The sequence below is a fragment of the Paenibacillus sp. FSL P2-0173 genome (assembly GCF_038008045.1).
GTDB classification, from domain to species: Bacteria; Bacillota; Bacilli; order Paenibacillales; family Paenibacillaceae; genus Paenibacillus; species Paenibacillus polymyxa_B.
Genome location: NZ_JBBOYK010000002.1, coordinates 861,717 through 879,804, shown reverse-complemented (window position 1 = coordinate 879,804; position 18,088 = coordinate 861,717). Strand labels below are relative to the sequence as shown.

At 42.9% G+C, this 18,088-nt stretch carries 21 protein-coding genes, 1 tRNA gene and 1 pseudogene; 16 read left to right on the top strand and 7 right to left on the bottom strand.

Features of this window, described 5'->3' with window-relative positions; all coding sequences use genetic code 11:
- Positions 1-18: 18 nt before the first annotated feature.
- Positions 19-1,110, bottom strand: coding sequence for a LuxR C-terminal-related transcriptional regulator (locus MKX30_RS14355; RefSeq protein WP_076294965.1), 1,092 nt, complete (start codon positions 1,108-1,110; stop codon positions 19-21).
- A 172-nt stretch (positions 1,111-1,282) separates the two neighbouring features.
- On the opposite strand from MKX30_RS14355, the gene MKX30_RS14350 reads away from it, so the two are divergent.
- The 11 genes from MKX30_RS14350 (at position 1,283) to MKX30_RS14300 (ending at position 10,336) form a co-directional block, all read left to right on the top strand.
- Entirely contained in the window at positions 1,283-2,098 is an 816-nt protein-coding gene (locus tag MKX30_RS14350) for a class I SAM-dependent methyltransferase (RefSeq protein ID WP_034095001.1), read from the top strand.
- Positions 2,085-3,170, top strand: a complete 1,086-nt coding sequence (locus MKX30_RS14345; protein ID WP_053324939.1) for a saccharopine dehydrogenase family protein — start codon at positions 2,085-2,087, stop codon at positions 3,168-3,170. The genes MKX30_RS14350 and MKX30_RS14345 overlap by 14 nt, the downstream gene beginning before the upstream one ends.
- Before the next feature lie 145 nt (positions 3,171-3,315).
- A complete protein-coding gene (locus MKX30_RS14340; RefSeq protein ID WP_071558994.1) occupies positions 3,316-3,711 on the top strand; it encodes a hypothetical protein in 396 nt (131 codons plus the stop codon).
- Between the two features lie 25 nt (positions 3,712-3,736).
- Positions 3,737-4,294 (top strand): hypothetical protein, encoded by a 558-nt coding sequence (locus MKX30_RS14335; RefSeq protein WP_053324940.1) that lies wholly within the window; start codon positions 3,737-3,739, stop codon positions 4,292-4,294.
- Positions 4,295-4,544: 250 nt separating this feature from the next.
- Positions 4,545-5,258, top strand: a complete 714-nt coding sequence (locus MKX30_RS14330) for an HAD family hydrolase (protein ID WP_013309351.1) — start codon at positions 4,545-4,547, stop codon at positions 5,256-5,258.
- A complete protein-coding gene (locus MKX30_RS14325) occupies positions 5,255-5,842 on the top strand; it encodes a GNAT family N-acetyltransferase (RefSeq protein WP_160789227.1) in 588 nt (195 codons plus the stop codon). Before MKX30_RS14330 ends, MKX30_RS14325 begins: the two co-directional genes overlap by 4 nt.
- A 223-nt stretch (positions 5,843-6,065) precedes the next feature.
- Positions 6,066-6,548 (top strand): ribosomal maturation YjgA family protein, encoded by a 483-nt coding sequence (locus tag MKX30_RS14320; RefSeq protein ID WP_254347820.1) that lies wholly within the window; start codon positions 6,066-6,068, stop codon positions 6,546-6,548.
- A 60-nt stretch (positions 6,549-6,608) separates the two neighbouring features.
- Positions 6,609-7,820 (top strand): rhamnogalacturonan acetylesterase, encoded by a 1,212-nt coding sequence (locus MKX30_RS14315; RefSeq protein WP_254348193.1) that lies wholly within the window; start codon positions 6,609-6,611, stop codon positions 7,818-7,820.
- 115 nt (positions 7,821-7,935) lie between these two features.
- A complete protein-coding gene (locus MKX30_RS14310; protein ID WP_254347822.1) occupies positions 7,936-8,880 on the top strand; it encodes a class I SAM-dependent methyltransferase in 945 nt (314 codons plus the stop codon).
- Positions 8,881-9,188: 308 nt separating this feature from the next.
- Positions 9,189-9,746, top strand: coding sequence for a hypothetical protein (locus tag MKX30_RS14305; protein WP_023987734.1), 558 nt, complete (start codon positions 9,189-9,191; stop codon positions 9,744-9,746).
- A 29-nt stretch (positions 9,747-9,775) separates the two neighbouring features.
- Complete coding sequence (locus MKX30_RS14300; protein ID WP_254347824.1) at positions 9,776-10,336, top strand: GNAT family N-acetyltransferase; 561 nt, start codon at positions 9,776-9,778, stop codon at positions 10,334-10,336.
- A 2-nt stretch (positions 10,337-10,338) separates the two neighbouring features.
- On the opposite strand, the gene MKX30_RS14295 is transcribed toward MKX30_RS14300, so the two are convergent.
- Both MKX30_RS14295 and MKX30_RS14290 read right to left on the bottom strand, forming a co-directional pair.
- Positions 10,339-10,680, bottom strand: coding sequence for a GIY-YIG nuclease family protein (locus MKX30_RS14295; protein ID WP_053324945.1), 342 nt, complete (start codon positions 10,678-10,680; stop codon positions 10,339-10,341).
- A gap of 155 nt (positions 10,681-10,835) precedes the next feature.
- Positions 10,836-11,594, bottom strand: coding sequence for a DUF2087 domain-containing protein (locus MKX30_RS14290; protein WP_069080684.1), 759 nt, complete (start codon positions 11,592-11,594; stop codon positions 10,836-10,838).
- A gap of 462 nt (positions 11,595-12,056) precedes the next feature.
- Here MKX30_RS14290 and MKX30_RS14285 point away from each other — a divergent pair, with 462 nt between their 5' ends.
- The 3 genes from MKX30_RS14285 to MKX30_RS14275 all read left to right on the top strand — a co-directional run bounded on the left by MKX30_RS14285 (position 12,057) and on the right by MKX30_RS14275 (position 14,171).
- Entirely contained in the window at positions 12,057-12,704 is a 648-nt protein-coding gene (locus MKX30_RS14285) for a hypothetical protein (protein ID WP_341062929.1), read from the top strand.
- A gap of 79 nt (positions 12,705-12,783) precedes the next feature.
- Entirely contained in the window at positions 12,784-13,584 is an 801-nt protein-coding gene (locus tag MKX30_RS14280; protein WP_341062928.1) for a barstar family protein, read from the top strand.
- Between the two features lie 29 nt (positions 13,585-13,613).
- Positions 13,614-14,171, top strand: coding sequence for a hypothetical protein (locus MKX30_RS14275; protein WP_076264337.1), 558 nt, complete (start codon positions 13,614-13,616; stop codon positions 14,169-14,171).
- Between the two features lie 105 nt (positions 14,172-14,276).
- On the opposite strand, the gene MKX30_RS14270 is transcribed toward MKX30_RS14275, so the two are convergent.
- Together MKX30_RS14270 and MKX30_RS14265 are read right to left on the bottom strand one after the other, a co-directional pair.
- On the bottom strand, positions 14,277-14,498 hold the full coding sequence (locus MKX30_RS14270; protein ID WP_010349271.1) for a helix-turn-helix domain-containing protein: 222 nt from the start codon (positions 14,496-14,498) through the stop codon (positions 14,277-14,279).
- 210 nt (positions 14,499-14,708) lie between these two features.
- Positions 14,709-14,921: a helix-turn-helix domain-containing protein gene (locus tag MKX30_RS14265; RefSeq protein ID WP_023987741.1), complete on the bottom strand. Its 213-nt coding sequence runs from the start codon at positions 14,919-14,921 to the stop codon at positions 14,709-14,711.
- 284 nt (positions 14,922-15,205) lie between these two features.
- Between MKX30_RS14265 and MKX30_RS14260 the strand changes: the two are divergent.
- Positions 15,206-15,609: pseudogene (locus MKX30_RS14260) on the top strand (hypothetical protein).
- Between the two features lie 41 nt (positions 15,610-15,650).
- Here the strand turns inward: MKX30_RS14260 and MKX30_RS14255 are convergent.
- Complete coding sequence (locus MKX30_RS14255; RefSeq protein WP_341062927.1) at positions 15,651-15,956, bottom strand: hypothetical protein; 306 nt, start codon at positions 15,954-15,956, stop codon at positions 15,651-15,653.
- Positions 15,957-16,121: 165 nt separating this feature from the next.
- On the opposite strand from MKX30_RS14255, the gene MKX30_RS14250 reads away from it, so the two are divergent.
- Positions 16,122-16,195: transfer RNA gene (locus MKX30_RS14250), tRNA-Pro, on the top strand.
- A gap of 247 nt (positions 16,196-16,442) precedes the next feature.
- On the opposite strand, the gene MKX30_RS14245 is transcribed toward MKX30_RS14250, so the two are convergent.
- Positions 16,443-17,714, bottom strand: a complete 1,272-nt coding sequence (locus MKX30_RS14245) for an MFS transporter (protein WP_341062926.1) — start codon at positions 17,712-17,714, stop codon at positions 16,443-16,445.
- Positions 17,715-18,088 lie beyond the last annotated feature (374 nt).

Below are 18,088 nucleotides of genomic sequence, written 5' to 3'. Positions count from 1 at the left end.
CTGTCTTCTTTACATAGGTTAATTGAATCTAGAATATACCTTCCATACTAGCTCACGACGGCTGCTTACATCTGTTTTCAAGAAAATCGCTTTCAGATGATCCTGCACCGTGTAGGCAGTAATATGAAGTGCGTTGGCCAGCTCCTTGGTCGAAAAGCCCTGAACAATGAGTTGGACAATTTGTCTCTCTCGTTCGGACCATGAGTACACCTCGGCCATAAGCGGTAGCATGTCAGTTGCTTTAGCAGCCTCAAACCATACGGCTAGCTGCTTCTGACCCGTATGCTCCTGTCCGCCTTGCAGAAGGGTGGCTCTGATGGTTACCCATGGGGTGCCTGCGTCTGCGGAAGGGATACATAGTCGGGCTGGTGCAGTGGCAGTGGATAGCGCTCGCAGGCATACCGCCCGGACAGGAGCCGGAAGGCTGTCTTCATGGATTCCCTCCTGCTGCCGAAGCAGATGTAGCCACTGCTCTGCTACTGTATTGGACGAGATCGGTTCTAGCTTATCGGAAAGCATTAGAACCCCTGGCTCAAGTTCATTTTCCGTGATCATGGCAGGGGCTGGAGATAAACCGACACTGGCCTGACGCAGATGGTAGGCTATGGACGGCGCTAATGCTTCAAGCAGTTGTTGCTCTTCCTCGCTGAATACAGGCTTTCCATGATGACGGAACAACGTAAGAAATCCCCAACAGCTCCCTTTGTACATAAATGGAACACGTAGCTCGTCCCCGAATCCGGCGGGTTGCAAAACATCTCTATATCGTGTGCTCCGATCCGGTTGGCCTTGTGTAGACCCATGTAGCGTCGCTACAGACTGTCCTTCTCGCACCAACTGATCATATTTCATCATATCGTCGTGTAGATATTCGTATTCCAGCAGTTTGTTATGAATGTCCTCCACACCCGACTCTGTAAATGCCCCCGTGGAAAGCAGCGTACGCGGATCTACTGAGGTGCAGCACGCCGCATCGAAAGCAATCTGAGTACGCAAGCGGTCGATTAGGGTGTGCTTGTACGTTAGGGATGAGGGTGCTTTTTCCCCCAGATCAATGATTTGCTGTCGGGCGTCCTTAAGCTGTGCAAATTGCGTGTAGTGTGCGTTCATCATTTACTCCTATCGTGAAAGCTGGAGATTCTCAAGCGCGATTATTAAATCCCACATTTATGGGATGGTGGATATTCGTATTGTCTTTATAATTGAGAATGATTCTTAATAAAATCTACAATAAACGAATGGTCTGAGAAGATCAAGGCTAAATGTTTGGAGGAAAGCACATATGAGACATACCCCTATTGGAAATACGGACTCAAACCAACCTATGAGCTGGAATCATCCGAATGTGCATAAGTACGCGGATACGATTGCTTTAAAAATACCTGGATATGCTCATTTGTATGAGATGACAGACTGTCTGATAACCGCACAGCTTGAGGCACAAGCTCATACTAGAAATATAGATCCAAATGTGCTAATTGTCGGTGCTGGAGGCGGTCAGGAATTGATAACACTCGGAGGGCGCCATGAAGCATGGTCCTTTACGGCAGTCGATCCCTCTGAGCACATGCTGGATTTGGCACGTAAGCGTGTGACACATGCGGGCATCAGTTCAAAAGTATCGTTTGTTGCAGGTACGTTGGAAGAGTTGTCTGGAGAACAGCCTGAAGAACAGCACGAAAAGCACGGCGAAGAGTCATGCAGAGAACCGGTCTATGACGCTGCTACCTGCCTGCTGGTGCTTCATTTTCTTCGGAGCTTGGAAAGTAAACAGGCATTGCTACGCCAGATATCCGCTCGACTCAAGCCGGGTGCACCTTTTTGTCTAGCTTCTATTAATGGGAATCCGCAGGAGCCTTCTTTTTCCATCCAAATGCAGGCATGGAAAGGTCATATGCTGAGTCAGGGCATTTCACTCGAGGATTGGGAACGATTCGCTGCTTCCATCGGTCGTGAGTCAAACCCGGTGTCCAATGCGGCAATACAGGAGCTGTTGATAGAGGCAGGCTTTACCCACATCACCCGGTATTATGGCGCTTTTTTAGTAAATGCATGGTTTGCGGTTAAAGAGGGAGAGACGACTTATGACAAAGGATAACATCATCATCATTGGCGGGTATGGCCATGTTGGAAAAATTATATGCACGGAGTTAAGTGAAATGTTTCCCGGCAAGGTATTTGCCGCAGGTCGTAGCCTGGAGCGTGCCACTGAATTTAGTAGACAATCGAATGGTAAGATAAAGCCCCTGCAGCTTAATATCCATGAGCCGTTGGACCCGTCGATATTAGAGCAAGCCAAAATGGTGATCATGTGTCTGGATCAGGATAATACGACCTTGGTACGTGCCTGTCTACAACATGGGGTGCATTACATGGATATTACAGCGAATGCGGACTTTTTGAGTCAGGTGGAGCAGTGTCATCAGGAGGCCCGAGCTTATCAGGCCACAGCCCTGTTAAGTGTAGGATTAGCTCCGGGACTGACCAATCTGTTGGCATTGCAAGCGACACAGCTCATGGATCAGACAGATGAGTTGAACATATCTTTGATGCTGGGCTTGGGAGATCAACACGGTCAGGCTGCCATTGAGTGGACAGTAGATCAGATTCATGCCGATTTGGAGGTTATAGAACAGGGACGCCCTGTGACTCGAAAAAGCTTTACCGACGGCATAGTAGCAGACTTTGGTGCAGGAGTGGGTCGTCATCGGGCGTATCGATTTCCTTTTTCGGATCAGCAGACACTTCCTCGTACGCTCAAAGTTCCTACGGTTAGCACACGCCTTTGCTTCGATTCGCGCTTGACCACCCGGCTTCTGGCAGGGCTTCGAACGATAGGAGTATCAGGTTTACTCCGACAGAAAACTGTGCGTGATGCTGTAGTTCGCAGCTTTGGCAAGATACATCTAGGAGGGAATGCTGTAGCGGTCAAGGTAGATGCCCGAGGAACGCTCAATGGCAAGGAGACGAAGGTCGAATGTCGGCTGAGGGGGCACCATCAATCTGATTTAACCGCTAAGGCAACCGTCTTTGCAGCGCTCGCCCTGTACCGTTCAGAACTTCCATATGGTGTATTTCACATGGAGCAGGTTTTTTCGTGGAATCGCATGCAGGCTTGGTTGGGGCAGCAAGTAGCCGTAGATGTTCAGGTGAACGGACAGCAAGTATAGAAGTCATATATTATAATAAAGGACTCTCATATAATCCAAGCTTATTCAGCAATGTATTGCGGATAGGTCTTGGATTTCTTTTCCTATTGAATTACACTAGAAAGAAGTACATATTTTTGGAAAAGACCTAAGGGGATGATATGAAATGTGGAACCCCTATGAAAATAGCAGACAGCATACGCACGATTTTACAATAAAGTATCGATTTTACACGCCGGAAGAAGGAGGCAGGAAACAGCTGCCTTTTCAGGGGTACCGCTGCGATTTTGCCTATGAGAGCGATGATATCACGACGACGGGGATTTACGCCATACATCCTGAGTTTGAAGATGGAGATGGTCAATTGATCATGGATACCGAGCGTCCGGTTCACCGGGAAGGACAGGCGAGAATGTGGGTTTTGTTTGGAGAAATGAGGGAAAAGGTACACCGACACCGGATACAGGTAGGAACAAGGGGATATTTTATGGAAGGCCCGCGCCGTGTTGGTGAAGTTGAAGTTACAAGCCTGGTAGGCCTCTTGACCAATCCGGTCAACTAGCTAGCTGCTGAGGAGTCGATAAGAGATGGATATCGCTTATATCATAGATTTATTACGTAAACACGATGTGACCTTAGCTCCAGGCTTATCCATGCAGGAGGTTACCGACGTCGAAGGCAGGTATGATATTCACTTCCCGCCCGATTTGCGGGAGCTTCTGATGAGTGTTCTTCCCATCGGTAAAAGCTTTATTCCTTGGAGAGATACGTCACCACAGCGGATGGGGGTAATTCGGCAAAGGTTGAATTGGCCGCTGGAAGGTATGATTTTTGATGTAGAGCAGCATATATTCTGGCCTCCCGAATGGGGCGAAAAACCGACAGATTCGGCGGAAGCCGTTGATATATGTAAACGTGAGTTTTTACGTGTGCCCAAGCTAATCCCGATCAACGGACATCGATATATCCCCGAGCAGCCATCTGAAGAAGGAAATCCGGTATTTTCAGTGTATCAAACGGATATTATCGTGTATGGGGAATGTTTGCAGGAGTATTTCAAGCTGGAATTTGGGGAGAAGCCTTATGAACAAATTGATTTTAATGCCGTAAAAAAAGTGCGTTTTTGGAGCAACTTGTGTGAGTGAGTGTCAGGAAGATGAATAAGTCGAAACGAAGGAAGGGGAGCATGATGTGAAGGTGGAGCAGGATTTGGAAGAAATCAAAGAAAGGTTGACCCAGATCGAGATCAAACTGGAACAAAAGTCGACCTCCAAGAGAATCTTGAAGTACATGATCATCGTTTTCTTGTCTGTTTTTTTTCTTTTATTTCTAATAGGAATTATTCAATTTGTTTCAGCCTAATCGGTGCAAGAAGATGAAGGAAGGGAGCTATTTATGTCCATAGAAGCGATTATTTTTGATCTGGATAATACTCTTATTCATCGTAAACAGGCGTTTGCGGCATATACAGAGCGCTTTATTGAACGATTTATTGTGGCAGAAGAACCGGCGAGCCGCGCGGCTGTTGTTGAACAGATACGTTTGGCGGATCAGGACGGGTACCGGGATAAGAGGGAACTGTATACCGAGCTGCATGCAGACTTGGAACTGAAAAATCCCGATACGTCAGTACAAGAGATGCTGGGCTTTTGGTATGGTGAATTTCATAAGTTTACGGTGTTGATGGACGGGGCCAAGGAAGTGCTGTCCGAACTGCGGTCGCGTGGCTTGAAGCTTGGTATTATTACCAACGGCTCACTCCGCACGCAGCAAGCGAAAATCGACCGAGTTATGCTGAGGGATTATGTGGATTCCATTATCGTATCGGGCGGCGTCAACATCCAGAAGCCTAATCCTCGAATTTTCGAGTTGGCTCTGAATGAGCTGGACATTGTCGATCCCGGCCATGCCTGTTATGTAGGCGATCACCCGACAAATGATATTCGTGGTGCACAAAGTGCAGGATTGCATACCATCTGGCTGGAAGGCTTTATGACGTGGCAGGAAACAGGCATTGTACCGGACTATCAGATTGGGAGTTTGCGTGAAATCACAGGTTGGCTGGATCGTCGCAGTTATTCAACGAATAAGGAGGAGGGTGCATCATGAGTATGGAGCAGCAACCGAATCCCATTCTCTTATCGTTCCCTGACCAATTCCAGACGGAGCGATTGACCATACGCGCTCCGCAATGGGGGGATGGGGCGGCAGTCAATGAGGCGATACGAGAGAGTGCGAATGAACTGCGGCCTTGGCTTCCGTTTGCAAGAAATCTTCCTACGGCAGAGGAATCTGAAATCCGTTCGCGCCAAGCCAGACTTAAATTTTTGGATCGGTCTGATATGATGTTGTATATATTTGATACGGTTTCGGGAGAATTTGTAGCCAGCAGCGGTCTGCATCGTATTGATTGGGATGCACGAAGATTTGAAATTGGGTATTGGCTCAGAACATCATGGACCGGAAAAGGCATTATAACAGAGGCCGTGCACGGTATTACGGATTTTGCCATACAGCATTTGCATGCCAATCGGGTGGAGATTCGTTGTGATTCCAGAAACACGCGCAGCGCCAAGGTAGCGGAACGTGCAGGTTTTACACTGGAGGGGATTTTAAGAAACGTCGAGTATGATGAAGAGGGAAGCATGGTACACCAAATGGTTTTTGCCAAGGTGCGTGGTATTGAATTTTAGTATCCTCACACGAACAGTTTGGAAGTTGCTGATACGTTTGTACGATATTACGGAGGCTCGTTATGATTAATTATATTATGAAAAATACAGACAAGTTGGTGTGCATACAATATGACATCAGCAAAAGGTTCAGCAATCTTGCAAGCGCTATCCAAGAGAGGATGCTTTACGAATTTCCAGCAGCTTGGCGGAGATGTCCCAGCATTAGGACGGGTGATTTAGCATGAGGAGCGTTCGTAAGAGCGTCATCAGGAAGGCCAATCGGGAAATAAAGGGGAAATTCCGCTGGAAGGCTCGCGCTGCGTACCTAATTGCTGTGCTGGTCACGATCTTGTTGGGTTTGGGAAGCCGGGTTTACTCCTCCCGGTTGCCTGAATTCGTTGCTGATCACTTTGGGGATGCCTTGTGGGCGTGCATGATTTATTTGGGGCTGAGAATGTTGTGGGTGAATCGTCAATTGTCTGTAGCCCTGTGGGGCAGCTTGCTGTTTTGCTTCGCCATTGAGTTCAGCCAGATGTACCAGGCTCCCTGGATTAACCACATTCGGGCAACGACGCTGGGCGGCTTGGTGCTTGGGAAAGGGTTCCTGACCGCGGATCTGATCAGGTACACGGTTGGCATTGTGGTATCCTGGGCGCTGGATCAAGGTTGTCAAAAGCTGGCGGGGAGCAATACACGTAGAGACAATGACAAACCACTCAAATAACCTGAAAAGCGAGGGTTGCGCTTGAAACAAAAGGGAAAACGTCACAGGTTGTTCGGTAAGATGATTGGATTATGCGCAGGGTTCAGCTTGTTGTTTGCAACCATACTTATCCCAGGGCAGGCATTGGCCGAAAGACAGCTTGCGGCGCCTCTTCGATTTGACTTTGGCCCTGGGAACGTAGCTGACGGCTACACCCAAGTCACTGCCAAGGATGTTTACACGCCTGAGCGAGGCTATGGATTTACCGATCTTTCCAAAGTGAATGAAGAGGATCGTGGTGGAAGTGATGCTATACGCTCAGATTTTGTTCGTGTTCAAGGATCATCATTTGTCGTCAATTTACCACCTGCGGATTACACGCTTTCCCTAATTGCCGGAGATACTGCCGGAAACACAGACATTACGGTTAAAGCCGAGTCCATCGTCAAGGTAGAACCTACTGCCAAAACAGCAGGACAATTTGTCGAGGCTGGATTTGAACTTGCACTCATCGATGGGCAGCTTGAATTGTATTTCTCAGGTAATGAAGCGAAGATTAACGCTTTGGTTATTACTCCAAAGGATGCTCGAACGGCTGGAGAACACCCTTCGGTATACCTTGCGGGAGATTCTACGGTTCAAACCTATAAATCCGCGATGAAGCCTCAGGCGGGCTGGGGGCAAATGATTGCTCCGTTCTTCACAGATGAGCCTATATTTGTGAACCGTTCTATTGGTGGACGAAGCACGAAAACCTTTCTGGTACAAGGGCGGTTAGATGATATTTTACGCAATATCCGTCCAGGAGATTATCTGCTCATACAGTTTGGGCATAATGATGCCGCGATCAACAACCAAGAGCGTTATGTTTCACCCGCGGATTACAAAGTTTACTTAAAAACCTACATCCAAGGAGCCATCCAACGCGGTGCAACACCTGTGCTAATTACTCCTGTTGGCCGCCGGGATTATGATGCGGCAAGTGTCTCGTTTCGGATTAGTTTCCCGGAATATGTGCAGGCCATGAAGGAAACAGCATCGGAGACAAATGTTGCACTGGTCGATCTTAGCCGCTTGAGTGTAGCGTACTATGATACACTTGGCCTGGAAGGAACACTCCCGTTATTTTTACATGTGGAGCCAGGGGTGTATCCTGCATTTCCTGATGGAGTGAAGGATGATACACATTTTCAGGAATACGGTGCGGAGCAAATAGCTCGGCTGGTAGCTCAGGGAATACGTGAGTTGAATATTCCTTTATCCTCTTATGTACAGGCGGAAGATTCGCAATAAAACATTATTTCCATAGTCATGGTATACTTAGAAAATAAGCTGGCCCTACCCAAAGATAGCATTGCTGAGGCTTGGGTAGGGCTTTAATGTTCTGGATCTTAAGGAGGAAGCGAGAATGACAGTCGCTCAACTTCATAATCTTATTAACGGTCAACTCCTGTACAATCAGCATCGGAGTTTATTTTATATGCGCGAGGGTTCTGTTCTGTTAGGACCTTCAACAGAAATGACGTACTGGCTGACGCAGAGAAGCTCGGAACTGATCCTCATGCTTCAAAGCTTGAAGCGCCAGCATATGTATAACGCTTTTGTGAAGGATGTAGCGGCTAAAATACTGTCCCAGTTTGTAAATACCAATCAGTATCTACATTTTCACACAGATCATGCGAGGGAGCTTACGGAGCTGTATGATCGACTTTTCACCCGGATTGAAAAACTGTTTCAGAAGAAATTTATAGATAGAGCAACCCTGGACTTGCTGCTTCAGCAGCATTACGGGCATTTGAGAGATTTTTTAACTCGTACCAATGGACGTGAAATGTTTGCTAAGTATGCAGAGTGTGAGTATACCTTTTGGATACCTTGTGAGGAGTATACGCCGGAGTTGCAAGCCAATCTACTGGGATTGGACATTGCTCGTTTGCAAGAGCCTGTTCTAGACGTTGGTTGCGGATCTGAGGCACGGTTAGTTACTTATTTACGTGCCTGTGGAATTGAAGCTTACGGAACAGATCGGTTGGCTGAAACAGAAGGTTGTGTCACTCAAGGAGATTGGTTAGAGATCACCTTTGGAGAACGTACATGGGGAACGATCGTTTCACATATGGCATTCTCCAATCATTTTATACATCATCATCTGAAGGCAGATGGTAATATTCATGAGTACGCTCGCAAATATATGGAATTGCTTAGAGCCATTCGGCCAGGAGGGAGTTTTATTTACAGTCCGTGCCTTCCGTTTATGGAAGGGCTTTTGGATGCTCGAATGGGTTATCAAGTAGAGTATATCCAGTCATCAGAAGGTTACAGGGCCACGAAAATAACGCGTATACATTCATAAGCGCAAGTAGTAGTTCATTCATTTGTCAGATTCATTCTTGGAATGGTAGTATAAGGATAGATATTACTCTATTTGGGATTCTGTTAATGATAGAGATTCTCATGACGCTAATTTGACACCATTATCGGATGATCATTAGCAGTATGGCTGCACTGAATAATAATGATTAGCTTACGGATAACGGAATTTTCAGGAAAGATTAAATCATATTTTCCTAAAAGCCGATATATGGGAATGAGGCGAGAACATACTGTTATTATACCCGCCCGAAATGGAAGTATATAATTTGGGTTAGGAGAGTAGAAGAAGTGTCAGATCTGTATACGAAAAAAGAAGTAGAAGATTATGTAACGAACGTGGTTTTCGAACGACCTTTAGGTGTAAGCATTTCAGCCATTTTATTGATCTTTAATGGAGCACTTCTGTTGGTGACCCAGCTATTGACGCTTAATGCATTAAATGAGGCTTCTACGTTAGTAGGTATTTGTAGGGGGATGTTTCAAGGGTTTATCGCGTTACTCGGTTTGGCAGGGACCACTGCTGGTGTCGGCATGTTATTTGGTAAGAAGTGGGCTTGGTGGCTGGCAGTATTTTATTTTACATATGAGACCATGCGTTATACGTGTGCAATTCTGTTTATTCCGGATGTCCCTCCAACGTTGGGCGGTGTACAGCTAAACCCTGCTCTATACTACGTAAAATATGGTATGCGTATTATTTGGAATTTGTTGTTTACGTTGTTCATGTGTCGTAGTAAAGTGACTGTTTTTTTTCAAACAAGTGAAAGCAACAAGTGGAGAGCATGTATTGTATTATTCTTCATAAATGGAGTGATGGTTGGGATTGGCTGGTGGCTGATAAGGTAGGTTCTTCGATGTAAAGGAGGAGATGGATAATGTCAATGGAAACGTTTCCGATTTTAGAAACCGATAGGCTTCGTTTAAGACAGCTTACAGTAGGGGATGCGGAGGATGTGTTCGGCTATTTTTCCAAGGATGAGGTCACACAATATTATGACTTGGAAAGCTTTACAGAGGTAGAGCAAGCCGAAAAATTTATTCGTTCGATGCTAACCAGATATGAGAAGCAAGAGGGCTTTCGTTGGGGGATTACGTTAAAAGAGGCTCCTGAGCGGATCGTGGGTACAATTGGATTCCATAACTGGCAGAAGGAGCACTCCCGTATTGAAATTGGGTATGAGCTGGCACCGGAATATTGGCGGCAAGGTCTGATGACGGAGGCGATGAAGGTGGTCGTGGATTATGGCTTTCATTTGCCGCATGTTCACCGTATAGAAGCCTTCATTGATCCAGATAACGAAGGCTCCAAACGGCTGCTACTCAAAAGTGGCTTTACTAAAGAGGGTCACCTGAGAGACTATTTTTATGAAAAAGGTCAATTTGTCGACGCTGTTATTTTTGGATACCTTCGGGAAGAGCATCCCGTGGATCGGTAAGTTTACAAATACCCTTTGTCCCCGTAAGGCTGGAGTCGATCAAGCCAGGTCTGCTCCAGCTTTGCTAGTGCATCTTTGACATCAAAGAACGCTGAGTCCTTTTTCTTCAAAACGTCCAGCACTTCAAATTCAAACGAATCTTCGCCATACTCATTCCATTCCTGTTGTAGTTGTTTATTCTTAAATCCACCCATGTTCAGCTCAAAACGCCGTCCATTCAGCGACTTTAAATTCAGCGTGGAAGAGACGAAAATTTTCCCATTACGTGTATTTCGAATGCAATAGATTCCTGCCTCTGTCTTCATCTCCATGTACTGCTGCACCAATTCTTTTCTTCGATTCATTGTCGAATCCTCCTATTTGAGCATTTTGCATAAATCCCAAGAGCATTTTCAAATCAGCAATGTATAGATCGAAACGATTTAGTTCGTCTATATATTGTACCTACGAGCGTTGGGAATCGAATTATGCAAATTGCTGATTTCATAAACGTTGAGATTCAAGATTCCTTCAACCAATATTCACTGCCATCCGGCTTACGATCCAATAGATTGTATTCAATCATATATCTTCGCACCGTGACATAATCGTCATATACTTCCTGTAAAATCGCATTGATATCTTTCTCATGATATATTTGTCCCTTTACAAAACGGTCCGCAATTTCACGCAGCACAATCAGCTTGTGCTTTTCTTGCATTTTAAAGGTCTTTAGGCGTCCGTCTGTCCCATTCGGAAAATACTTCGTGAGTACCTTTTGCCGCTCGTTTTCCGTAATGTTGTAGCGTTCGTCCACCATCCGTGCTCCTATGGGTACTTCTACAATGGCGGGAGCGTGGCGGTCCTTCTCCTTTAGCAGCTCCATTAATGTGAGAAATACCTTGGCCTGCCGTTCTTTTTCTTTGAGACCAAAGCGATGATTACGTATGGTGGATGCGCTACCGATTCCAGTTTCCTTTTGAATATCCGCATCGCCCATGCCTTGATAAAATAACTGAAGCAACCGATTCTGATGATCCGTCAGTCCAGTCAGCTTTTTGTCCAGACCGATCAAATAGTCAAAGACTGAACCATACGTCCGCTGAATATGAAGTCGCATATACCGCTCTGCGTCATAAAATACCCCTTGATCCTGATATATGATGCCTTGCTCATATCGCTGTCCGTCCAGCAGGCAAATGACCTGCTCTTCTTGGCGAATATATCCTCGCTTCAGTTCTTCGATACCAGCATTCCAGAATAGTTCGGAATGATCCATTTTAGCAAACACCTCAATTAAATGATGATTATTTTATAGACAATATAACATTTTGTTTATTTTAAATCAATGAGTGGATATCTCTTTAGGGTCTCGACAATGTTCGCTATATACAAAAGAGACATCGGATTGTTATCATATGTAAATTACCTCTTATCGACTTGTTAATAAATCCAAAGACCAAGGGGAATAGAGGAACACTGTTATATGCTTTAGAATTTTTTGACGTATCTACTCATGTTGTGGCGCTGGTGATTTACTGGATGATACCTTTGAAGCGAGTAGACAATCCTATTAATTGATAAGTAACGTGCAAGTTAAAATTACTAAGGCGCAAAAGGACATATGTAGACAAATCATAAGAAGAAAGCTAGCCGATTATAAAAACAAATATAAGCGTGAATTTTTGCTGGAATCTTTAGAACTTTTTACATGATTCTTTATTAGAGAGGTTTGGTTGGAGTGCTGAAAAAAGCTGTTTTATTCGTGATCATTATTGTAATTGCATATACAGTTGTATCAATTACAACAGGAAGTCCGATAGAAAGAGTCCAATTTCGGAGTAACGTCACTGACTACCTACATAAAACGTACACTATGAACTGGAAAATCGATTCAATAGATTATGATTTTAAGAATGATAAATTTATAGCTAATGTGATCTCTGACTCAGGGATTTCTTTTTTGGTGGATGAAGACTATTATGGGAAAATGATGGATAACTACGCCTCTTCTGTGTGGAGGGATGAGCTAAAAAAAGCTGTAACACAAAAAACAAAGGAAGTTACAGGTTCAGATGCCGAAGTCATCGTAAATGTTAATCTTATTAGAGAGTATGGTATAACATACCATGATAAGGTTCCAAGCTATTCTATGGTTAGTCAGAAACTCTCATCAGAAGCTTCGATTTATATTAAGGGTAACTTCTCAACCATTCATTATCTGCAAGAGATGTTGGAAATAAAGCAGTGGATTGTTGAAAAGAAGTATGATGCTTCGTTAACATTTAAGTCTGAGAAGGGGGAAATTTATTTTGCAATACCTGCAGAAGATCTAAAAAAAATAAAAAGTGTAGAGGATCTCAATCCTTATCGGCTTCAAATTAATTGATTATTCTACTCAAGAAGCTAAAAGTGATGCCTTAAAATGCTACATTCCTTAAAATTATTGTGAGGAGGTATGATATAAAATGAGGCCGAGATTTGCTGTCATTGACGATGAAAGTGGGCTCACTGTTGGTTATTGTAGAGATGTGGTTGGCTTAACGGGTGATATCATTGTCGAAACATATAAAAAGGTCATTTTTGAGCAATTTGTATTTAACGAAGAATTCATAGAAAACATAACGAAGTTAAAACAATCTATATACAACTTGTACATTGCTATTTTAAATGATGAAGAAACAGTGATTGGAAGCTATTATTTTCATCTATCTGAATCCTACATAATCCATAAACTAAAATACAATAAAGGAAACTTCAATTTGGAGTTAGCAGGTACATTTGAAACGAAGCCCTCCCCTGTGGAATTAAGATTATGGGAGTTTTTAAAGGGAGCTCAGTCGCTTGAAAATAATATATGGCAAGGCTTTTCTAAAGAAGAACGGTCTGGGTGGCTAAACGTGACTAGAATACATTCTGCATCTAATCATTTTGCTAGACTGGATAAACGAGGAGAAGTCTACACTTTGGACGGCGAATACATATCTGATTTTACAACATTTTTCATAGCACTTGGTGAAGCGATTAATGGGCCCGGAGGGTACTATGGATTTAGCTTGGACAGTATATCGGACTGTCTCTGTGGAGGTTTTGGGACAGTAGGACCGTTCACGATCCATTGGAAAAACGTACATTATTTCTTGGAAAGATTCGAGGAAGAATGGGATCAAGAAGGGAGATGTTATAGATTTTCACCACAGCAATATTTTACGGATCTTCTAACGATCTTAGTATCAGGTGGTGTTACCGTGAATTTTTCTTCGAATTAAGATAGCAAAGCAAGAAGGGAATTTTTGAAATGAAATATAAATTAATGCAACCACCTTTTGTCATGAAAGAATACTCTGAAATGAGTAAAAACGAAGCTAAGGAACATTTTAATTGGTTTAAACAACAAATACCTTCGCGTTTAGAGCAACTTGGCGCATTTTCACAGATACATCTGGATTATAGTGATCGTTCGCTCATAGATATTTGGGAATGGTATCTAAGGAATGTGCAGATTCAAAGTAAAAGTGCTTCAGAATTAAAAGAGGAGCATTCAGAGACTGAAGAATGGTTGAAGAGCTATATATATGAGAATAAACTCGACACAAAATCCCAAGCTTTTACACTGGATATTGCCATTTATCTAGGTGAGGTTGTAAAAAGTAATCACAGTGGGTTGGATTGGGGAGTTGTTTTTAAACCCAAGTCGTATGTTAGCCTTAATCGCCCTGTTATCACTGGTTTGACTAAGCAAAAAGATATGGATGTGATCATGATTTTATCGAATAAAATGTTTGCAGTATTAAAGGGACAACGTAACCCTAATGCTTTATTTGACATTTATCATACATGGGAAGAGTTTATTTGAAATCACGGATAGGAAGGGATTACGATGTTCGAATCTAATTGAGTGGGAAGATCGGTAAAAAAGCATTTTAAATATTATATAAAGAACTGAGAGCCGTTAAGCATGTTAGCGGCTCTCTTCGTCGTCTTCTGGCAAGTATTCGATCAGTTCACCAGGGAGTACGCCAAGGGTTCGACAAAGTGTATTCAAGGTTGGAAAGTCAATTCGGGCGTTTGCGTTGGAGGCCAAAGCTTTAACCGTATTCCTATTAATTCCCGTAATGGAAACAATATCTTTCTGTTCGAGTCCACGATCCTTCATAATTTTATCAAGAGAAAATCTAATCACAACAATTCCTCCAAAAGTAATCAAGTAAACTAGTTGACAAGTGTAGGTTAGGGATATATATTTGTAAATAAGTAATCTAGTTAACAAGATTATAAGTAAACTAATTTAATGCCTTCATAGTATCAAAATGATTTAAAATTAGCAACAGTTACTATTTTGATAATTCTAAACAAATAAATGCGTGAGGAGGGGGAAATAAACGGAAGGGATCTAGTCTGTATCATCCTCTACATACTCGATAACATCTTGAACATGGCAGTCTAGAGCTTTACAGATTTTATCTAGCGTATCAAATTTCACACCGTCTGTTTCTTCGTTGTAAAGTTTGGTGATTCCGTTTCTATGTAATCCAGTCATGCGGGAAAGCTCAGCAATATTTATTCGTTTTTCGCCCATAATACGGGAAAGATGAATCTTTATCATATTTTCCTCCAGCTAAATGCATTCTATAGTGTTAAAAACCAACATCAAAGTATTGACAATAAACACTGTTCGATGTATTCTGAAAACAACAAAAATAACACTGTAATGTGCATTTGGTTTATTGAAATGTTATTTGTGAACGTCGTAGTAATATGCTTATCGTACCAAAACGTTTTACAATTAGCAATTAATTATCGTTCAACCACCTAGTTTGAAAAACTACCTGTAGAAGAAAGTATATTGGCAAATAAGAAACTTTGAACAAAGGAATGGAGCGAGGATATATGACAGAATGGGTAATGGGATTGGAACGGGTATCCATGGTTCAGGGGCCATATGATTTACCTCATATGTATGAAATATCGAAGGAATTCTGTATGACCATCAATACTTCTTTTACCTCGAAAATGGCATACTGTGTTTGCGCCATGTGAAGAAGGTGGAGCAATCATATCATACGCATCTTTACCTAGATGGAGAGAGCGGAGGATTGCAACTGGCAGAGGGTGTACAAGGGGAAGTTATGCAAGTTGTCATGGAGATCATCGAACGCTTACGCGCTAAGGATGGACTGACATTTTTATTCGATGAACTGCTGTGGCTACATGGTAGGGGACCCATTGAATTAAACCTTTTCAATAAGAAGGATGAAGTGACCCCAAGTGGCAGACAACTTGCTACGAAATAAATGATTTTTATGCTCTATATCATGGAACTTGTAGAAAAAAATTATGATTTCAGTGAATGTACCAGTTGTTGACTGATAAAAATGGGCGGATACCTAATCAATATGGTCAATTCCACCACAACAGCATCAACAGAGGGAGTAAATCCAAAATCACCTCCCAATAATATGTTTTGCTGCTGCTTTGATGAAGGAAATTCCGGTTCATCCAAGCCATAATGTTCTTTGAATCTCTCTTTCGTTTCATGATCTATGACAAGGTTATCCTGTGCAAAGGTATAGCACATAGGAACACTTAACTGTATTAAAAGAAGTAATGCAACGGGTATAAGCACTTTTTTGCTTTGCATGGTTAGCTCCTAAGATCTCTGTTTTTGACCTCTTAACTTTTGTATCTACCATAATGAAAACAACTTAAAAATGCAACGGAAGAATGAGAAAATAATCCCTTTACAGGATTTTATGACCAGAATATAATGGTAAATAACAGCATCGATCTACATACACTGAGTTATCGGGGTATAGCGCAGTCAGGTAGCGCGCACCCTTGGGGTGGGTGAGGTCGTGGGTTCGAATCCCGCTACTCCGATTTCAATCAAAATGTCCTGCTGATGCAGCTAATGCGTCTGCCGGGCGTTTTTTTTGAATATTACATACCCTATCGGTCTATGTATCTACTGGGTTGTGACGAGCTAGTCGTATGCAACCAACGTATGTACTTGTCGAGCATCTGAGGGGAGATATGATGAAGCCACTTCTGCATTGGATTCGGAGGCAGAAGTGGCAATTCAACAATCGCTGGTGGTATGGTCTGCTGTATGACTTTTTTAATTTGCCTATAAAGATTCCTGAAGGGCCTTAGAAGTAGTGCTGTAATCAGCATAACGAGGAAGCACAATAGTGTAGTATATTCCTACAATAACGGTACAGACCCCAACTAATAAAAACAAGAGCTCAATTGGAATAAATGAAGGGAAGCTTACAGCAATGAAACCTAATGTAAGAGACTGGGACAGCATCATTAACGGATTAATCAAACCTTGCACTCGTCCCATCATTTGAGGATCTACAATACGAGGAAGCCATCCTCCTATACCAATGTTAATGAACGGAAGTATCAGTGCAATGACAAAGTTGATAATCAGAAAAGCATAGAGGTGGTTAACAAATCCAAGTGTGCACATACCCATTCCGGCTACCAGAACTCCCGCTGCAATCATTTGGTGTAGCTTTAGCTTGGCGGAGATGAGAGATGCGATTAGGGTACCAAGCAACACACCAGCTCCAAAAATAATACCTGTCCATACCATATACTGCTCATAGTTGTCTGGAGCTAGCTTATATTTAAGAATAAACATCGGTAAAACGCTAAAACCACCATTTAAAATACCGAACATAAAAAAGCCTGAAACCAACCAAAGTAATAGTCTGTTGCGTAATATGTAAAGAAACCCCTGTTTAAAATCGATCATGACAAGTTTGAATTTTAATTGTTTGAATTGATGTGCTCCGTTCGGAAGGCGTACTTCCTTTGGAATTTTGCAGGAACGAATAAGCAGTGCAGACACAATAAAAGAAACAGCATCAATTAGGATGGCTCCAGTAATTCCAAAGTGCCAGTAAACGACGGCCCCTAGAGTTCCTCCAAATAACATGAAAAGACTCCCCATCATTTGGTTGAGGCCTGCGGCAATGGTGTAATCATCTTCGTTTAATATCCCCTGTATAATGGCACTTTCGGCTGGAAAGAAAAATTTGGAGGCAGCACTACGGATGAAGAGGAGGGCAAATATCAAAGGAATCGAATCGACCCAAATAAAAATAAGCAAACATAAGGATAAAAAAGCGCTGATCCAGTCACAATTAACAGCAATTTTTTGTCGGTCCATCCGATCTGCTAGCACTCCAACCACGAGAAATACTACCAGCATCGGAAGCGAATACATTAACTCGGCAAGCGTTGCATAGTATGGCTGATTGGTAAACCGTTTCAACAAATAAAACATGAATGCAGTAACCCCGATAATTCCTCCCATTTGTGAGGCGAAGGTTGCCAGAAAAAACCTGACATAATTTTTGTTTCTGAGTACTTGTTTTAATCCAGTCACAGTTCCATCCCTTTCGCTTTCAAAGCGGTTTTTAGATGCCTAATTAAAATAATAGTGAAAAGTAGGAATATTGTACAGAAAAGTGACTTTAATGTCACTTTAAGTTTGGATTTGCATCGTATCGGACCCTCTGCCTTTTAAATTCTGCTGTTAACGATAATCATAGTGGGGTGGACTGGGAAGTTGTTTTCAAAATGGTTTGGCGTAGTATGAGGAGCAATATAAACTTAAGTAACCAGCCGACGGTTGATATCCGACGGCTGGTTATTTAAGTTGCCAGGTGTTTGATTCCTGACTTACAAATGGGTGTCAGTCTCCAATGTTAATTAAGCTAAATCCACGCCATTTGTGGCGATTACTTTTTTTATACCAGT